We start from the raw sequence: 21113 nt of genomic DNA, 5'->3' as shown, positions 1-21113 counted from the left end.
CCATTTAGCTTCACAAATTGAGTGCCGATCATTCAAAAAATAGGTAGGCATTAGCTGTTTAACTTGATCTATATAAACTCAGAATTCCCATTTTTGGGACACATCTTGTTTGTCTATATATCCTTTAAAAACAATAAGTTGTATTTAGCAGGTCTCATTATTGTTCGTTCTTGCAACAATCTATCCCATATCTATATGCCTATATCCCGAATTTAATGGGATAAATGACATCAAGAGGCTGTAAGCATCTGATTTAAAAGCGGTGGTATAGATCTTGCCATATATAGGGTCAGTCCAATCATGGATCTTTCCTAACATTATGGAGAGTTGAAAATGGCTTTTCCGTTCGCGGGCCAAAGTGCAAGATCAACGCAGGGGAACAGACGGAGTTGGAAAGACAGATGCAGTGCATTCTGTGGTAGATTATTCCGCCATCAGTCTCCTATGCGGGACAAAACAAAACGGCCTCATTTTATCCAAAATCCTACCTCTAAAGTGGTAGGTCGAATCATGTGTGAGCCAGTTGAGCCACGTTTGTTATTATCAGCTGACCCACTATCATTTGTCGCAGATCCGGATACAGCAAGTGATCTGTCCCTCAAGCTATTTGAAGAACTTGCTACACCACCGATTTTACAGCTTTTCGACACCTCTGGAGATACACCGGTTTTACTCGCTGAACGCCTATTAAGTGAAGTCGGCGATGTCGTTATTAGCGGTTCTGACCTAGATGATCGTCTGAGTATCGATTTTGACCAAGCTGCAGCACCTGGAATTGTAATTACCTTTGAAGGTGGAGCAGGTACTGATGTGCTTGTTGGTCCAACTGCTGACAGTGATTGGCAAATTACCGGATCTAATACTGGTACGTTAAATGGCAATCTTCAGTTCAGTAATGTCGAAAATCTTACAGGTTCAGCTGATAACGAAGATACCTTCACCTTTTTGCCTGACGGTAGCTTAAGCGGCGTTATTGATGGCGGTGATGGAGGGTTCGATAGCTTAGTGATTGAAGGGGGGGACTACGAAAATGTCGTATTCACACCGACAGGGCCAGATTCAGGTACGGTAGCTCTAGATGATAACCTGATCACTTACGTAGGCTTAGAACCGATTACGGCTACTGGCACCTTATCAGATGTCATATTCGATCTGACTGCTGGGGATGATTACGATGCCCAGTTAAGTGATGGTTTAGCTCCAGGTGAATATACCTTATCAGGTACTACGTTTGAGGATACAACGTTCCTTGCACCACTCAATTCATTAACCATCAATGGTGGCGATGGTAACGATACTATTACGTTAACTAATCTCGATCTTGGCAGTGTAGATTTAACCGTAGATGCCGAAGAGATTATTGTTACAGGTTCGCTTACTGCAGGGGATATTACGCTTACAGCAACCGCATCTGATGAAGGTACGATCGAAACGGTAGGGGATCTGTACGATGAATTTACAGGCCCATTAGATGCAGTTGAAGATATTGAGCTTCCTATCGACCTTAGCGGTTTATATTTTTCAGACCCTAACGCAAAAATAGACCTTTCATCAGCCGTAGTTAGTGGCTCTGCTGTTGTTCTTCGTGCCCAAGCTTCTTCGCCTGTAAATGCTGTACCTGCAGATCTATTAGGCGCAGGTATTGATGGTGTTGGTGTTTATGCCCGAGCACGTGCAGAAGTTAATATTCTTGATACAGCAATCACAGCCAATAGTTTGATGGTTGAAGCGACCACCGCAGTAAGTAGCGACCAAACTGATGCTGCGACTGCAGGGGATAACGATAGCGAAGCAGATGCGGCAATTTCTCTTGTTGTTGTAGATTCAAGTGCTAAAGCGCATGTTTCTGGCGCTAGTACCCTAAATATCAGTGGTGATGTCGATATTCTTGCCAGCACGGATATCGATGTAAACAGTGAAACTGATGGATCGCTAGGTGATTCCGGTGCCACTTTAGCGATGGGTTTAGTTTTTACTGAGACTAAGGCTTACATAGACGGCAGCTCTTCAATACTCGGAAGCACAGCAGAAAAAGTTAACGTTAGCGCGACAACCACCAATCAAGTGCACACTAAAGCAACTTCAACTCAAGGTGGTTCAGAAGAAAATACCAGCGGCGGCAACCAGACTGAAAGCGCGCTGCAAGATCCTAACAACGACGGTGATAATTCCGATAGAGCAAGTACAGCAGAGGGTGATGTCGATTTTGCTGGCGCCTTAGCTTTAACACTGGTTGATAATCTAACCGCCGCTTACATAGAAACGAGTGGTAGTATCACCACAGATACCAGCCTTACTGATGCAAACATCGATGTTCAGGCAACGTCAAATGACACCGTAACGGCAACAGCTGATGGCTCTAATACGGGGGCTGCTGCACCAGGTGTAGGCATTGCCGTTGCTTTAAATATCGCAACCGTTGATAGCCTTGCTTATCTAGATGGTGCAGGTAGCTATTCTGCCGATGCAATTGAAGTGAGTGCAACTCTAGATGCCGATAATAGCTTTGAAGCTGAAGCTGAGTCAGGCTCTGGTGGCGGGAATCTTGGCGTCGCAGGATCATTAGCCGTTAATGCTGTGACAGCGAGAGTCGAAGCTACGGTTGAATCGGGTGCAACACTAGATCTGGGATCAACCGATCTATCGTTGAATGCGCTCTCAGCCGTTAAATCTAACGCACTTGCCAAGGCTGATGTTGAAGGCGACGGCGATAGTAATGACACCGATGATGGTGATAGCAACAGTGGTGAAGGTACTGGTCTAGGTGCATCTGTCGCAGTAAACATCTCAGACATTGTTACCCGAGCAGCGGTAGAAGATGCGATGTTGAGCAATGTAGCAGCGATTGACGTTAATGCTACTGGCTCCTACTTTATGGATACAAAAGCGGTTGGCGGTGCAGCAGGTGGTACAGCACTCACTCCTGTGGTTGCAATCTCAATTGCACGTAACTCGACGATCGCTGAGATTTCAGCAGGTAGCAATACACTAAATCTAGCCGGCGACCTCTCTTTAACCGCTGATCATACCAGCGTGACAAGTACCCATGCAGCAGGGGATACCAAAGGTGATTCGGTTGGCCTTGGTGCATCTTTAGCGCTGACCATTGCTGAAGAAGACGTTCAAGCACAAATCTTGCGTGATGTTATCTCCTCCGGCGGACAGGTAATGCTACTAGCACAAGGTGCAACAGCTTCCAGAACTCATGCTGAAGCCAGTGCTGCTGGAGCTGAAGAGGACGATGGTTCCAATCCTGATGGTGTGGATGATCAAAACGCTCAGCAACTCGGTTTTGCAAATACCCAAGCTGACAGTAGAACCGACTCTGGTTCAACTAACAGTTCAGAAACACCTGATGCCTCTACATCAGATGGCAGTGTCAGTGTTGCAGCTGCAATTTCAATCAATTTAGGTGAAGCCAATTACTCCGCTTTGATAGCCGATGGTGCAGTCGTTTCATCAACTGGCGCCTTAACGGTAACTTCACGTGCTAACAGTGACTCTGCCGCTATAGCTGATGCAAGTGCGACATCTACAGATGGTGGTGTAAGTGTTGGTGCTGCCGTTGCAATCAATAAATCAGACACCCTAAATTTATCATCGGTTGGTGATGGTTCTATCCTTGATACCGGAGCCACTGTCAGTGCTGATGGACTGACAGTAAATGCTTTGATGTCAGAACGCAGCAGCGATATTAGTTCTAGCACTGTGGTCGATCTGGCAGCAGACACAATATTGCTCGAAGGCGTAGAAGGTTTAGAAACCGCTGATGAAGTTACTTATCAGCAAGACGATGACGGCAGCGCAATTGGCGGGCTAACTGATGGCACTACTTACTATCTGATCGATGCCGGTGATGGTAAATACAAGCTAGCCCTAAATGAGACCGATGCCAATAATGGCACTGCTATAGACTTAACCTCATTAGGTGGTGGCACCGAGCACACATTCGAACGCGCGGGTGAAGAAGATATCACCTTCAACCCTCAATACGAGCTCAAATTTGAAGCACCACAGGGCTATGTTACCGGTGATGAAGTTACTTATCACAATGGCGGTGGTAGTGATATCACCGGGCTATCAGACGGTAAAACCTATTACCTGATAATTGGTGATGAGATTCAGCTAGCTGAATCGCGTGAAGATGCTTTTGCAGGTAATGCGATTGAGGTGACTGGATCTGGTATTGGAGATAATCACAGGTTAACCGAATCGATTCATCGTACAACAGCACGTTCTACATCTGGTGCGAGTGGTGGTGATGTAGGTGTTGCAGGCTCGTTAGCAATTAACCTTGTCGATGTAACGACTTCCGCCTTAATCGCTGCGGATAGCAGCGTTACGATGCTGAATAACAGTGCTGTCAGTCTTAATAGTGAATCAGTCACTGAGCATTCCGCTATGGCGCTGCCATTAGAAAATACAGGTGGTGAAAGCGTAGGTATTGGTGCATCAGTCGCCTTGAATGTCAGTGATAACGATACCTTATCTGAACTTGCTCTAGATGCCAGTATTACAGGCGCATCTGATCTAACACTCGATGCTGATGGTACTTATGAACAATGGGTTATTGCTCGTGCAGGTGCGGCAGGTGGTGTAGCGATTACTCCCGTTGTCGCGCTTAACATAGCTTTCAATGATACCGATGCAAATATCCAAGCCGGATCATTAATTGATCTCAGTGGAGGTCTAACCCTTAATGCCGAACAAACCAGCAGAACCACAGCTGACGCAGAAGGTGACGTTGAAGGTTCTGATGCAGCAATCGGTGCTTCTTTAGCCTTAGTATCAGCCAATGATAGTACTGCCGTTATGATCGCTAGGGATCTGACAGCAGGCGGGGCGATGATGTTGATGGCACGAGGTAACAATGCCTCAAGAACGACAGCCAAAGCCAGCTCTAGCGGTGCTGAACAGGATGATGGCGTAGAAAATAGCGGGGATGATAACGGCGTTAATGATCAGGTTGCCTCACAACGCAGCTTTGCAGACAGCAATAGTGATGAAGGCACCGGTGATAACGATAGCCCCGATGCATCTACCTCTGAAGGTACCATCAGCGTTGCAGCAGCTATTTCGGTCAATATTAGTGATTCACAAACTTCCGCTTATGTTGGTGGCACTTCTTTAGATCCAATCACAATAAACGTAGCTGGCGATATCAACGTAAACAGTTCAGCGAATGCCGATTCATTATCGGAAGCCGATGGTAGCGCTACCACAAATGAAGGTGGTACTAGCGTAGGTGTCGCTGTCGCGCTCAGCACTTCAGATATCAGTAATAGTTCTTTAATCGAGTATGCCGATGTTACTGCTTCTAATGTTAATGTCACTGCAGAGATGGCCGATCGCGATGTCGATATCACCCCTAAAGAGCCTATCAGTGTTGATGTTGATGCAAACACTATCTATGTAGGGGATATCGATGATTTAGAGACTGGGGATGAAGTTACCTATAGCAATGGCGGAGATATCAGCTTAGGTGGCTTAACAGATGATGGTGGCACGACTAAGTATTATGTAATCGATGTAGGTGATGGCAAAGTTAAACTGGCTCCTTCTGAAGTGGACGCAAATGCCGGTACAGCAATTGATCTAACATCCTTGGGAAGCGGGGATAATCATAGTTTAGAGCGCGATGGTAAAGATAACCTTGACTTCGACCCAGACGAAAAACGTTTCGAAATTCATTTAGAAGACACGTTAGGCCTTAATACAGGTGATGAGATTGTCTACAGCAATGGTGGCGGTACCGATATTGGCGGGTTAACTAATGGCAATACTTACTATGCCATTATCGAAGGCAATGGCCGACTCAAACTTGCCGATTCCAAAGAAAATGCTCTCAAAGGTGAGGCCGTAGAATTAACTAGTATAGGTACGGGCAGCTCTCACCAAATTACAGAATCAACTCACTCCTCATCAGCACGAGCTAACTCTGGTGCGAGTGGTGGAGATATTGGTGTTGCCGGTTCCGTAGCGATAAATGAGGCCAGCGGCTCAACTTCAGCAACCCTAGGTGATGGTTCAGACATTACTGCAACTGGCGATGTCACCGTTAAAGCTGAATCTAGTACTAGCAATGAAGCGCGTGCACTACCTGGAGACGCTACCTCAGGTGGCAGCGGTGGCGGCTTATCCGTTGCTGTGAATGTCAGCGCACATGATACCGATGCCGGTATATTAGGCGGCGACATTAGCCAGTCAGACAATTTATCTGTTTCTGCTGAGGGTGATCACACCATGGTGACTCTCGCTAAAGCAGGTTCTAAAGCAACCGGTTCCGATGGAATAGCTTTTGGTGGCGCTGTAGCTATAGGTGTAGCAAACAACGATACATCGGCTCAGATTGATTCCAACGGCGACGCTCTTAATGTCGCAGGTGATCTCAGTATCTCCGCATCCACATTAGAGGCTCAAAAAACAGAAGCTGACGCGGAAACCGATGGCGGTGAAACCGGCGTAGGCATCTCCTTTGCGATGGGCTGGGTAGAAGACAATACCGATGCTTTACTTGCAAGAAGCGTCAACACCGGTGTTGGTAATGTTTCAGTGGTAGCGCTATCAGAAATTGATGCGACAACCGTGGCTAAAGCCAGCTCAGAAGGATCGAAGTCTGAAGAAGACGGCGGTAATACCTCAGATGAGGAAACAAGTAATCAAACCGATTATGCCAATAGTCGGGCCGGCACTTCGGTTTCTGCACCTACAGCAGGTGACCAGGTTGAAGGAGCAAATACCACCGCTGAATCACAAACCGCTAATCCGGGTGGTCAAGGTGGTACGGGTGAAGATGCATCACAACAAACACGAGGCGGTACTGTACGTGTAGCTGCAGCGATTGGCGCTACTGTCATTGCCCCTGAAGTTAATGCCTCTATTAGCGATGGCGTGGTTATCGATGCCAGTGGTGATCTCACCGTCAAAGCAACCAGCGATGCTGATGCAGATACACAAGCCATCGCCACAGCTTTTGCTGATGATGCTAAAACCACAGTAGGCGCTGCCGTAACTGTAAATGTCGGATTGTTAGATACTCATGCTTCTATCGGCAATAGTGATATCACCGCAGCATCTGTCAGCATTGAGGCGGGCACTCCAAACGGTGAAAGTAACGACTTTAAACTGCTCTCACTGGCCGGTAGCGGTTCTACTCAGAAAGGCGAGAATGATAATACTGCCGTGGCAGGTTCTGTAGGCGTTAATGTCATTATCAGCAACACTAGCGCTACGCTCGCTGATGGTGCGAGCCTTACAACGACTGGTACCGATCTAAGCGTTGAAGCAAGACAAGATATCGGTTTACAGAATATAGCAGGTGGTGGCGCACTAACCTTATCCGATGAGGGTACCAGTGTTGGTGCTGCGATCGGGGTTAATGTTGTTGAAAATGCCACTCTTGCAACCGTTGGCGATGGTACTTCTATAGATTCTGCTGGAGATCTGTCAGTCATCGCAGATGCGTCTGTCAGCCCTCTAGAAATCATTGTCCCAGTGCTTAACGAAACCGGCATTGATGTCACCACATTAGTTGCCGGTGCTGCAATCGGTTCTGGTGGCGATGCAGGTGCCGGATCTGCTGCCATCGATGTCTTTGTATTAAATACTAAAGCGAGCATTGGTGCCGGAGCGGTAGTGAGCTCCGGCAACGACCTGATTGTAAGAGCAACAGACGATACAACACTTTCAACATTTGCTGGTGCTCTGGCAGGCAGTAAAGATGCTACCGGTGTGGGTATAGGCCTAGGCGTAGCGGTTATCACCAAATCTACTGAAGCGATAATAGAAGCGTCCGATAATGCTCTAGTACCTACATCCATAACCACTGGCGGCGATTTAATCGTTGAAGCTGATGGTACTGAGGATATATTCCAATTAACGGCTAACTTAGGCGCAGGTGATAGTACTTCAGGCGCTGGCGGCCTAAATGTTTTGGTCAATCTGACTGATACTCGTGCGGTTTTAGGTAAAGATCCGGATGCTGAAACACCTGAAGCAGGCAATGTAGTTGTTAACGCGACAGGTTCAGCAATGATTGCGGCCAACAGCCACACTGCCATTGAAAGCTACGCAGGAACCCTTGGGGTATCTATGAGTGGCTCTTCAGTAGGTATCTCGGTTGGGGTCTTGGTCGATATTGATCGCACCCATGCCGTCATCGGTGAGGGGGCCGAAGTCACATCTTTAGGCCAAGGTGCTGGGCTTTCTGTAAGAGACGGCATCTTTGATAGTAATGGCGATCAAGGTACAGAAACAGCCTATGGGTTATCTGTGACCGCAACCAGTTATGAGGATGTAACCCTCTTAGCTATTGCGGCCTCTGGATCATTAGGGCAGGACAATGGCGGCAATGAGAACGGTGACAATGACGGCGGAACCAATGTTGGTATCGCAGCGTCTGTCGGCGTTGCAGTACTCGACGGTGAAACCCATGCCACATTAGGCACTGGAGCCACTATCAATGGTGATAATACCGGTGCTGCCGCTAATCAAGGCATATTACTTCGTGGTGCTAATGAAACCAACGTCACCAACATCATTGGTGGTTTAGCGATTACCAATGGTGCCGATGCCGGTGTCACAGGCTCAGTATCGGTCAATGTAATCGATAATAGCGTTTGGGCACGGGCGTTAGGCAGTAATGATCTCACGTCGAAATCCGGTGGCGTAACCCTTTCAGCAACGGGTGCTACCAACCTTGATACGGTCACCATTGCAGTCGCAGGTGCAATCAAATCAGGTAACAGCGATAACAACAATTCCAGTGATATAACGTTCGCTGGTGCAGGCAGTGTCACAGTTAATGTCGTTGATACCGAATTCTTGGCTCAGATTGATAGTGGCACGGTAGATACCGATGGCAATTTAACTCTGCATGCTGAAGACAGTTCAGATATTAGAGCAGATTCAGGTGGTGCCACTTTTGCTTATGACAACAGCGGAAGTACAGCTGGTGCAGTGGGCGCCTCTGTAGCGGTCAATGATGTTACACAAACCATTAGAGCGACTGTTACAGATACTCCAGTTAGCGCTACCGGTGGTGTAGATATCAGCGCCACTAACTCATCCAGCATTCAGGCATTAACCATTGCAGGTTCCGCAGCAGTTGCTAATGACTCGGATGCCTTAGCTGGTGCAGGCTCCGGTTCAGGGAATTTCATTTTAGCTTCAACCGAAGCAAGTATTACAAACACTGGTGCAGCACAATCATTGTTGAGTGCAGGTGATCTAAATATTACCGCTACTGATAACAGTTACATCAATGCCGATGCCGGTGCAGGTGCCTTAGCGTTATCACTAGGCGGCGGTGATTTAGGTGCAGCGGCAGCGGGTGCCGCAGGTGCGCAAAACGTTATCACTAAAGATACAACAGCAGCTCTTCGTAACGTTAATGCCACGGGTGACAACGTTAATGTTACTGCAACCTCCACATCAACAGTCAACGCTTTCACCTTAGGTATCGCCGGTGCACTTGCAAATGACGGTAGTGCTTTAGCGTTGGCAGGTTCCGGCTCTGGCAACTTCATTACCGGTGATATCAGCGCCATCATCAACCCTAGCAATATCGTGGCAACGGGTGATGTCAGCATGTATGCGTCTGATGCAAGCATTGTAACTGCTACAGCAGGTTCAGCAGCCGTATCGATCAGCGTCGGCAGTGGTAGCGGCTCTCAGGCCGGGGTCGGCTTAGGTGTTTCGGTCGCGGTGAATGAAATTGATGTTTCTACAGAGGCAATTCTATCATCGACTTCAGTCAATGCAGGTGGCGCACTTTCCGTTGAAGCCTTAACGGCTTCTGAGATAGAGACTCTGGCCTTTGGTGTCGCGTTATCTGTCACGCAATCTAGCGATAATAACGCGATTAGTGCGGCTGCTACCGGTGCTTTAACCTTTAATACCATCAGTAATAGCGCCATTGCAGAAATTGAAGATGTAACTGATTTAGGCGCTACAATTACGGTGGCTGGCCCAGTATCAGTGATAGCAACGGATCAATCATTAATCGTTGCTGATGCAGCGGCTGCTTCATTCAGTTTGGCGATCAGTTCTGATAATACCTCTGTATCTGGCAGTATCGGTGTAGCCGTAGCCGATAATGATATAAGCAATACAGCCCGAGCTGCGATTAACGATATTAGCCTAACAAGCAGCTCTTCTGGCGCGACAGTTTCAGCACTTTCAGAAGCGAGTATCGAAGCCACTGCGGTCTCTGCATCGGTGGGAATTAGTTCTTCATCGAATGGTACATCTGCTAGTTTCTCCGCAGACATTTCTCTAGCTTTCAATGATATAGAGAATACAGTTGAAGCGATGATCGAGGGAGGTTCAGTTGTAGATCTAGTTGGTCCACTCGTTTTATCAGCTATCGATAACTCATCTATTACAGCAGACATAGTTGCAGCGAGTATCAATGCCGCTGTCAGTGGATCTGGCAGTTCGGGTGGCTTAAATATCACAGCCACAAATGCCAACAATGAAATTAATAATACAACCAGAGCCCTAATTTCTAACGCTATACTCACAGCTTCAGCATTGGATATAGATGCTGAATCCAACACATCAATTGACGCTGTTGCAGTATCAGCAGCCATCAGCGTGACCATTAGTGGTTCGTATTCACTCAGTGGTACGGGTAGTGGCGCAGGTAGCCAGAATACCATCAGCAATATAATCGAAGCCGGATTAGTAAACGGAGCTGATGCAACGATTGGCGGCAATTCTAATATTGATGTCTCTAATACCGCAGAGATCTATGCGGATGTCGCTGCAGCTAGCGCTTCGGTCACTGGCAGTAGTGATGGTGCCATCACTTTAAATGTCACTGTAGCTACAGCAGATAATGTCATTTCTACACAAACCAGAGCGTTAATCGATAACAGCAGCCTATCAACTGGTGGAGATCTAATACTCAATGCCGATTCTGCAGGAACGATTGAAACATTAGGGTTGGCAGCAAGTTTAAGTGTAAATGCCAGCAGCGGTAATATCGCTGTCGGAGCATCAGTCACTGTTGCGGTTGTTACTAATACAGTCAATGGCGCTGTGGAAGCCGTTATCCAAAACAGTGCAGTCGTTGATGCAAGCAATGTCACAATTAGCGCTACTAACAGTAGTTTGATCGATGCGATTAGCACATCGATTGGTGTAGGTGTTACCGCAACCAGTGGTTCAATCGCCTTTGGTTTAGATGCATCAGCCGCTGTCGCCATCAACAATGTAGGTACAGCAGTGACTGCAGGAGTGCTTAATTCCGATGTCACTAGTAGCGGCATTCTTGATATAGATCTCACCTCATCGTTACAGATGAATGCCACCACAGTTGCAGTTGCTGTCACTGTTGGTGCTTCGGGTGATGTGGCAGGTACAGTCGCTGGCGCGGGTGCAGCGGCAGACAATATTCATAGCGGTATTTCCAGAGCGGTCATTGAAAATAGCACTGTAAATGCAACAGGTGCGGTTAGTGTGGATGCGGTAGATACATCATCTCTAGATTCTGAGGTGGTTTCTGCATCAGCTTCAGTCGCAGTCGGTAGCACAGCAGCCTTTGCTCTAGGTGTGTCCGTTGTATTAGCTACCAATAGTCTCAGTGGCGTAACAGAATCTGGCATTATCAACTCAACAGTGAATGGCGGCAGCGTAACAGTTGGTACTGATACGCAGATGTCGATTCTGTCTACGGGTGTGGCAGCTAGCTTGTCTTTAGCTGCAGGTGATATTGCGATCACGGGCGCAGGCGCGGGCGCAGGCGCGGGCGCATCGTCGTTGAATACTCTGAACAATACGGTGGCAGCTCGAATCAGCAACAGTTCTGTTACCAGCACCAACGGATTAAGCGTTCATGCTGAAGATAGCTCTTCTGTTACCTCTACGGTTGTTGCTGCCTCAATTGGTTTAGCTATTAGCAGTGGCGGTAGTGCTGCAATATCAGCGGCAATTGCGGTATCTATTGCGGATAACGACATCAATACAGACTTAAGAGCTGCAATTGATGATGGATCGCTTATTACTGCCAACGGCACAGTTGATGTATCAGCGCTTGCAGATGGCTCAGTAGATGCCAATGCGGTAGCTGCCTCTGTTTCGGTTGGCGGTGGTGGTACCGTTAGCGTAGGGGCGTCCGGTTCTGGTAGTGCAGTTACCAATACGCTAGCCAATACTGTCGAAGCCACCATTGATACTGCAACCATTAACAATGCGACTGATGTAGTAGTGATGACCACCAATGAACTCACTATCGACACCTTAGCGGTAGCAGCATCGATCGGAGCGTCTGCTAGTGGCACAGCTGCAGTCACTGTATCTGGCTCGGTTACGTTAGCGACGCTAAATTCGAACACGGTAACCTCTGCGAGCATCAGAAGTTCAGCGATCACAGATCCTAATACAGTTTCAGTGTTGGCATTTAACGACACTGATATAGAAACCAAAGCTGTTGCCGCAACGCTTTCGTTAGCCGCAGGTTCTTCAGCAGCGGTAGGTGTAAGTTTCGCAGTCGTAGAATCCGTTGCCAACGTTGGTGGCACCACAGAAGCAGTAATAAACCCATCCACCATAACCTCCGCCGATGATGTCTTAGTTGAAGCAATAGATATTAGTGAAGTGGATACGCTGGTTGTATCTGCCACCATTGGGGTTGCGGCATCATCAACTGCAGCGATCGACGTATCGATCTCTGTGAGCTTAGCAACCGTCAATGTAACCAATGATTTATTAGCCACAATTCAAGGCTCTACAATAGATGCGGATAATGTCACCGTTAATGCCCAATCTTTCTTAGGAGGAGATAGGGCAACTGTCACAACAAAAGGTATTTCAGCGGCTTTATCCGTTACTGCAAGCGGCAACTTCTCTCTATCAGGAGCAGGTAGCGGTGCTTCAGTGACCAGCAACATGAGTAATACGATTGCTGCTAGCGTCATCGATAGTGATATTGATGCGAGCACGCTCTCCGTGACTGCAGAAGATCGAGTACTCTTAGATACCTTGACCGTCGCTGTAGCAGCGAGCGTAGCTGCAAGCGGTAACATAACCGTTGCTCTATCTGGAGCTGTTGCGGTTTCTACGGTTGATTTCGATACATCTGTTCAGTCAATAATTTCTGGCTCTGATGTCGACTTAACTTCTGCTGCGCCTACTATTTTGTCTGCCCGTTCAGATAGTGATGTAGTTACATTCTCCGTCGGTGCAGCACTTGGTGTATCTGCAAGTGGCAGTGCAGCTGTTTCAGCATCGGTTGGTGTTGCTGTTGCGACGGTAAGTGCCGCCAATCTTACAGAATCATTGATTACCAATAACAGCACTTTTGATGCACCAGGGGATCTAACGGTTCGTGCTAAAGATGTCACTAATATTGATACAGATGTTGTTGCAGCTAGCGTTGCAGTGGGTGCATCGGGTGGTGTGGCTATATCAGTTGGCTTGTCTACCTCTGTTGCAAGTAATACCTATAGCGGCACTGTTCGGGCAGGCATCGAAAACTCTTCGGTTGATATCGGAGGAACTCTAACTGTCGAGGCTGAATCTGAAGCCAGCGTAGATGTTTTGGGTGTTGCAGCCTCTGTTACTGTCGCTGTATCAGGTAGTTTCTCTTTAGCTGCTGGTATTAGTGCGGCTGTAACTGAAAATACCGTCGACGGTTTGGTCGAATCCTATATTGAGGATGCAAGCGGATCTCATTTCATTGAGGCAGGTGGCGATGTGATTGTTACCGCTGTCGATGATCTGTCTGTGACTTCAGATGCCGCAGCAGTAACACTATCTGTTAGCGGTTCTTATGTAGGTGTGGCTGTCGGGGTATCTGCAGCGACTTCTGAAAACACCAATAACAGCATTACCCGAGCTGAAATAGATAACTCAGATGTAACCTCTGAAGCCGGAACCGTCACCTTACTTGCTCAATCTGAATCTGATCTGGATGCATTTGTAGCCTCTGTTGCGGTCTCCGTTTCAATCTCTATCGGTTTTGCAGGTGCAGGCGCCGGGGGCTTTGCACGTAATACATCCACTTCAACGGTGAGTTCACGAGTCAGCAATGGATCGAATATAACTTCCGCAGGTAATGTCGTTATCTCAGCTAACGATATCTCCGACGCTCAGGCCGATGTTATTGCGTTCGCCGTATCGGTGGGGGCATTAGGTACCTCCGTTGGTGTTTCACTGGCTGAGAACTACATTACGAATACCGTGATAGCCGCTGTAGAAGATAGCTCTGTTACCGCATTGGGTGCTGGTACTATCCTGATCGATTCAGATGCGACTCAAGAGATTGATGCCAACAGTTCAGTTGTTTCAGTTTCCGTCGCCCTCGGAGGCCTCGCGGGTGCAGGTGCGTCTGCAATTACTGACATAGATAGTGAAGTAGAAGCATACGCTCGGAATTCAACCTTAACTGCTGCAGGTAATTTGGTTCAGATTGATGCCGATAGCAGCCATATAGCCAATGCCACTTCATTTGGTCTAGCAGCTTCAACAACAGCCGGAGTTTCCGTTGTAAACGGTAACGCTAGCGTTGGTGGTGCAACCCGAGCTTATGCTGATGGTGATATGACCGTCACTGCTAGTGCGATGGATATCACCGCTGACTCTATTGCCAGTGCTTTACCTGATGTCACTTCAGTAGCTCTATCGCTTGGTGGTGCAGGATCAGGTGCAATCGTAATGGCCACTGTAGATCGAACTACTGAAGCCTATATCGGCGGACGTGCAGGAACGGTTCCATTAGGTAGCACCAACGTAATGTTAATCGGTGGACCGCTTAATATTGATGCTAATTCAACATTTACCGCTACAGCAGCGCCTCTTAATTTTGGTTTAGGCGCAGGCATAACTGTCGCAGTTACCATCACCGAAGCGATCATCCAAGGTAATACATTGGCTTACATCGGAGAGAGCAGTTCAGTTACCGCTTCGGACATCTCTATCACAGCTGCCAGTACAGAAGTTGCTACTTCTGAAACCATAACCATTGCTTTAGATGCCGCTGGTGCCGCAGTGAGTGTTACAAGTGCAACCTCACAAGTGCTAAGCAATACTGAAGCGTTCATCGGCACTCGAGTGGGTGAACTATCATTAGGTGACCCAACAACAGTTACTGTGACCGGTAGTGGCGATCTAGTCATTGATGCTACAGCCAGTCGAACCGCCATATCAGATACCTTAGGTTCAGCACTTACTCTCGGTGTGCTAGCAGTTGATGTATCACTACCAACTGCAGAAGTCGGTGGCAGAACCTTAGCGGGCATGGATGGTCAGGTTACTGTGATTGCAGGTGATATTGATGTTGTAGCTACAGCATCCAATAAAGCAGAGGCAGAGGCACTTGTTCTTTCACTATCTGTAGTCGGTATTGGTGGTTCTGGTGCAGATGTATTGGCGATTATCAATGAAACCGCCGATGTTGAAGCCGTGATCGGAGCCGATGTAACTCTTACCGCCGATGAAATTCTGTTGGATGCTCATCATATTGGTAACAACAATCTCGCAACCGCCAAAGCATTAGGCGGAGCAGGCGGACAGTTGGGTGGTTTAGCTGTCATGCTAGCTGAAGCCTATGTCGAAGGAGGTGTTAAAGCCGAACTTAATGGTGACGTTTTGGCTTCTGATTCTGTCACCGTAACCGCTTCAGGCAGAAACCTAGCTCAAGCAGATACATTGGCAGTTGCTATCGGTGCAGGCTTTGGTGCATCCGGTACAGGTACAGTTTCAGAAATAAGTGATACAGCAGATGTTGTCTCCAGAATAGGTTCTACGTCATCCATTACAACCACCGGAGCGGTTTCAGTCACTGCAACAGGTGATAATGACGCACTTAGTAACTCCGATGCAGGTTCTGGCGGTACTGTTGCCGTTTCGGGCTCAGCATTAGGCGCAACCGTTGCAGGCGCAGTTATTGCTGAACTGAACGGGGATCTCTTCAATGCGACTGCAGTCGATGTTATCGCCACCGGTGATAACTATGCAAAAGCTGATGCTTTGGCGATCTCTGTGGGTATCGCAAGCGGTTCTGGTGCGGATGCATTCGCTGAAATCACATCAGATGCAGATGTCCAAGCTAAAGTAGGCTCAACTTCGCAGATTACCGTTCCCGGTGCAGCGATCAACGTCTTAGCTACTGGTAGCAATGAGGCACAAGCCAGCGCGGTAGGCGGTGGTATTGGCGGTCTATCGATCAACGTTATGCTTCCAGAGGCGATCGTCGGAGGCGGTGTTTTAGCTGAATTTAGTGGCGACATTATTGGCGGGGCAGCGTCTTTACTGAATGTTAAAGCTCTAGGTGATAATTGGGCAAATGCTCAGACAACCGTGGGTAATATTTCATTACTTGGTGGTGCTGGCGCTAAAGCTATTGCAGAGATAAGTTCTACAGCAGATGTAGAAGCTCGAATTGGTTCAGCAGCCACAGTGGTAACATCTGGTGCAGTTGTCGTAGATGCTCGTTTGCAAGGCAATATGAATCTTGCAACGGCGACGGCTCTTGGTGCTGTCGGTGGTGCATTAGCAGGTGTTTCTGTAATGTTGGCTACCGCTGAGGTCGGTGGCGCAGTTATTGCGGATGTAGATGGAGATGTAACAAGTTCATCTTCAATCACTATTGAAGCGGTTGGTCGTAATCTAGCCGAAGCCCATACCTTGGCCGGAGGTTTTGGTGCTTTTGCAGGTGCCGGTAGTGGTGTAGTTGCAGAGGTTACAGAGTTTGCCGATGTCATAGCATCTGTCGGCTCAACGGCATCACTCACTACGGCAAATACTCTAACTGTTCGTGCTACCGGAGATAACGATGCAATATCAAACTCTGATTTAGCTTCGGGTGGTGCTGTTTCTATTGCGGGCGGCGAATTGGCTGCTCGGGTTGGTGGTGCAGTCATTGCTGAGATGAATGGCGATGTGAATGATGCTAACACTGTTCTGGTTAAAGCCGACGGTAGCAATGTTGCTTTGGCAGATGCTTTAGCCATCTCCCTCGGTCTATTCAGTGGAGCTGGTGCAAGTGCCAAAGCAGAAATCACTTCCGACGCAGACGTTCAAGCCAAAGTCGGATCTACAGCTCAGTTTAATACGCCGAATGCCAATATCGATGTGCTAGCCACCGGATATAATCATGCCGTTGGTACTGCTGTAGGCGGCAGTGGCGGTGTAATTTCCATCTCTGTCATGCTTCCAGAAGCCCATGTTGGCGGAGGTGTGTTAGCTCAATTCGATGGTCAGACAACCGGTGGTTCGATATCTACCCTAGATGTTAAAGCCCTTGGTCAAAACATCGCAGATGCATCAACTACGGTAGCCAGTGTATCGCTTGGTGGCGGTGCAGGTGCGCAAGCGATTTCTAGTATCACGGCAGATGCTGATGTAGAAGCGAGAATGGGTTCAGCCGCATCTATCGCAGCAACAGGCACGGTTGTCGTTGATGCCCGCTTGCAAGGCGCAATGAACCGAGCAACTGCAACCGCTGCCGGTGGAGCTGCAGGTGTATTGGCGGGTGTTTCAGTCATGCTCACCACTGCGCACGTCGGTGGTGCTGTTATCGCTGATGTCGATGGTGATATTACTAGCTCTTCTTCAATCACAATCGAAGCGGTGGGTCGTAATCTTGCTGAAGCGCACACATTGGCAGGTGGTTTTGGTGCCTTTGGTGGTGCCGGTAGCGGTGTTGTAGCTGAGATTACGTCTGATGCTGATGTCATAGCATCTGTAGGCTCTACCGCATCACTTACAACAACTAATGCTTTAAATGTAAAAGCTACCGGAGATAACGATGCGATCTCCAGTTCAGATCTTGCTTCTGGTGGTTTGGTTTCTATAGCCGGTGGTGAATTAGCAGCCCGTATTGGCGGCGCGGTCATTGCCGAAATGGATGGTGATGTTTTCGATGCTAATACGCTAAATGTCCTCGCTACCGGTAATAACTATGCGGATGCAGATGCGCTCACCATCTCTTTAGGTTTGTTTAGCGGAGCAGGTGCGAGTTCAGTTGCAGAGATCACCTCTGATGCTGATGTTGAAGCAACTGTCGGTTCTACCGCTCAATTGACCGTACCAGCAGCCAATATCGACGTTATTGCCACTGGTTATAACAAAGCAGAAGGTGTCGCTAATAGCGCTACAGTCGGTGTGATTTCAATTTCTGTGATGTTGCCATCTGCAACCGTAGGCGGAGGCGTCTTAGCACAGTTTGATGGTGATATTGTCGGTAGTGCCGCATCAAGTTTAGATGTGAAAGCTTTGGGTCAAAACATTGCTCTAGCAACTGTCACTATGGGTTCAATCAGTTTAGGCGGCGGTAATGGTGCCCAAGCCAACGCCATTATCACTAGTGATGCAGATGTAGAAGCTAAAGTGGGTTCTGCCGCTTCGATCTGGACATCCGGCGCAGTAAAAGTTGAGGCGTTACTGCAGGGTGCTCAAAATCTTGCCACAGCTAATGCATTAAGTCTGGCTGGCGGGTTATTTACAGCATCGCTAGTAGGCGCAAAAGCACATGTAGGCGGTGCAGTTATCGCTGATATGGATGGTTCAGTCACTGCCAATTCCTTACTAGTTAAAGCGGATGGTGATAATACTGCAGATGCTGACGTAGTTACCGCAGGCTTAGGTGGCTTTACTGTCAATGGTGCGGCTGCGTTTGCAGAGGTGACTAGCTCTGCCGATGTTAACGCGACGGGTGGTACAGGCAGCAACGTACTTGATATTAATGGCTCAATTACCTTTATCGCTACCTCTGATCATGATGCTACTGCGGATGCTGATTCAGCCGGTGGTGGATTAGTCGCGGTCGGTGTCTCTATACCAACGGCTAAGGTTGGAGGTGGCACTAAAGCCGAAATGAATGCTGATGTTGTTGATGCAAATTCATTAACTGTATCAGCCACCTCTGATAATGACGCGCTAGCCACTTCCGATGTGATTTCTATCGGTCTATTTGCCGGCGGTGGTGCAAATGCAAGTGCGGAAGTCACTAATAGCGCTGATACTGATGCCAGTATCGGTTCAGGCTCTCTGATTACGATTCCTGGCTCGGCTGTAAACGTTACAGCAACGTCAAATAATAATGCCGTTGCTAGTTCAGGTGCTGTAGGTGTAGGCGCAGTGGCGGTTAGCGTATCTAGTCCTAGCGCTAAAATCTTTGCTGATACCTCAGCAAAACTTCTAGGTAGTGTTGGTACAACCGTTGCCGGGTTAGATACAGATGGATTACCGACTACGTATGGCTTTGCGGGTGCATCCTCCATCACAGTTAATGCCGTATCAAACGATACTGCTATAGCTGTCGTCGAATCTTTTGGTGCTGGCATAGTAGCAGCAAGTGCATCTACAGCAGTATCTGAAGTTGACCCTACAGTCGTTGCCGAATTTGGATCAGGCAATATAACCGCTTCTGGAAATGTCTCCCTTACAGCTCAATCAACCTCTATATCTGACGCATTTGCAGATTCTTCAGGTGGTGGGGCAATAGATGTAAAAGGCCTTAACACTAGCGCCAAAGCGAACCCAACGGTTACTGTTATCGTAGGTAGTGGCTATGTTGAGTCAGGCAATAATCTAACGCTGAGAGCAGTCCATAGCTCTGCAGAAGTTAAAGCCGATTCTACAGGTTCCGGAGGCGGTGTTGTCTCGGTTGGTAATACTAATGCTACATCTGAGTCTAATCACACTGTGCAAGCCCTTGTCGATGCAAATATCCTTCGCGGTAATGACATCATCATCGAGGCCAGTGCCAATACCAACGCCAATGCTATAGCAACTAACAAAGCACTTGGTGGCATTGTCATTGGTAACACAGATGCAACCGTTACATCTGATAGTCATGTACTTACAGATATAGGCTCTGGATCGATTATCGCACAGCGTGATGTTCAAATACTCGCAACCAGCATGCAAACCTTAACAGCGCTGGCTGAAACCGATGGTTCATTTGGTTTGGTAACTGATTCAGATGCTGATGCTGACATTGTCGTTAATCACGATGTGATCCTAACTTCTGACGCGACCATTAAAGCTAATAGAACTGTTCTCGTTGAATCTCGTACTGGTTTAAATGCAGATGTTACTGCAAACGCGGATGCTACAGCCGTAGCAGGCTTCGCAGATGCCGATGGATCGCTCACAATAGGCTCTGCAATTGATCCAGTACTCAATCAAGTCATATTGACGGGTAATTCAGACATTGAAGCAAATAATGTCGCCGTGGCTGCGCGCGCCGGTAGTCAAACCAAAATAGATAACAGTACAGGGGATGTCGTTGTAGATAACAGCGGTTTAGTAAAAGAGTGGACCGCAAATGTTAACTCCGAAGCCGATACCAAAGCTTATCCTGTTGCTGATTCAACCGCCGATGCGCATATCCAATCTTGGGACCTCGTCGAAACTATCTTACATGACGGCTCTTCAATCATCAGCAATACGAATATCGTTGTAGAAGCGCGTCACGACAATTCCCAAATGCATGCCGATGCTGTTGCTAAATACAATGACTACGACAACGCGCTAGCCAACTTTATCAGTGCTGTTGCCTCAGTATTTAATCCTATTCCTGTTGATGTGCACTCTGACGCAAGCTCTACCTATAACAGCCTTACCCGCGTTAGTGGACGCGATGGATCGTTCTTAAAAGCTAAAGATATAGATGTTAACTCTGAAAATATCGCTACGATCACTGCTGATGCTGACAGCATAACTAATTTGCCAGATCTAGAAGTGTGTATTGGGGTCGATGAATTAGAAGTATGTTTCAACGTTTTGAGTGTAGATATTGATGAAGATGAGACTGTTAGTAGTACACCAGATCGCCATATATTCTGGGAGTCTCATGTAGTATTGCTCGGAGAACCTAATCCAGAGCTGGTTATCGATGAAAACGGTGTCATTGTTAGCCTGACCAATATTGAGTTCTTGGGTAGCAATACCGGCAAGGTCGTTGGCAACACACTTAGCGCTGCAAATAACCAAGTTATCCTCGACGACATTATCTACAACGAAGCCGGTAAATTAACCTTCTTTGCCAACCACGTGAACGGAACTGATGGCATTATCTGGGGTAATAGTGGATTAGTAGAAAGTCAGCGTACTTGGGACAGTGTCAGAATCATCAATGATTCTGAATATGACCTCGTTATAAA

General features: G+C 47.7%; 1 protein-coding gene (running past one end of the window). It reads left to right on the top strand.

What is annotated here, in order from left to right; genetic code table 11:
• The first annotated feature begins 510 nt into the window (after window positions 1-510).
• A protein-coding gene (locus tag ACMXYP_RS08770; protein WP_415884632.1) for a Calx-beta domain-containing protein crosses the window boundary here: on the top strand, window positions 511-21113 show its 5' portion. It continues 13843 nt past the right edge of the window; 20603 of the gene's 34446 nt are visible here — the first part of the coding sequence; the start codon lies at window positions 511-513; its stop codon lies beyond the right edge, outside the window.

Source organism: Neptuniibacter sp. QD34_54 (assembly GCF_047778055.1).
In the GTDB taxonomy this organism is placed as follows: Bacteria; Pseudomonadota; Gammaproteobacteria; order Pseudomonadales; family Balneatricaceae; genus Neptuniibacter.
Note: the sequence above shows the minus strand (reverse complement) of the source record. Positions and strands in the feature narration are given on the sequence as shown.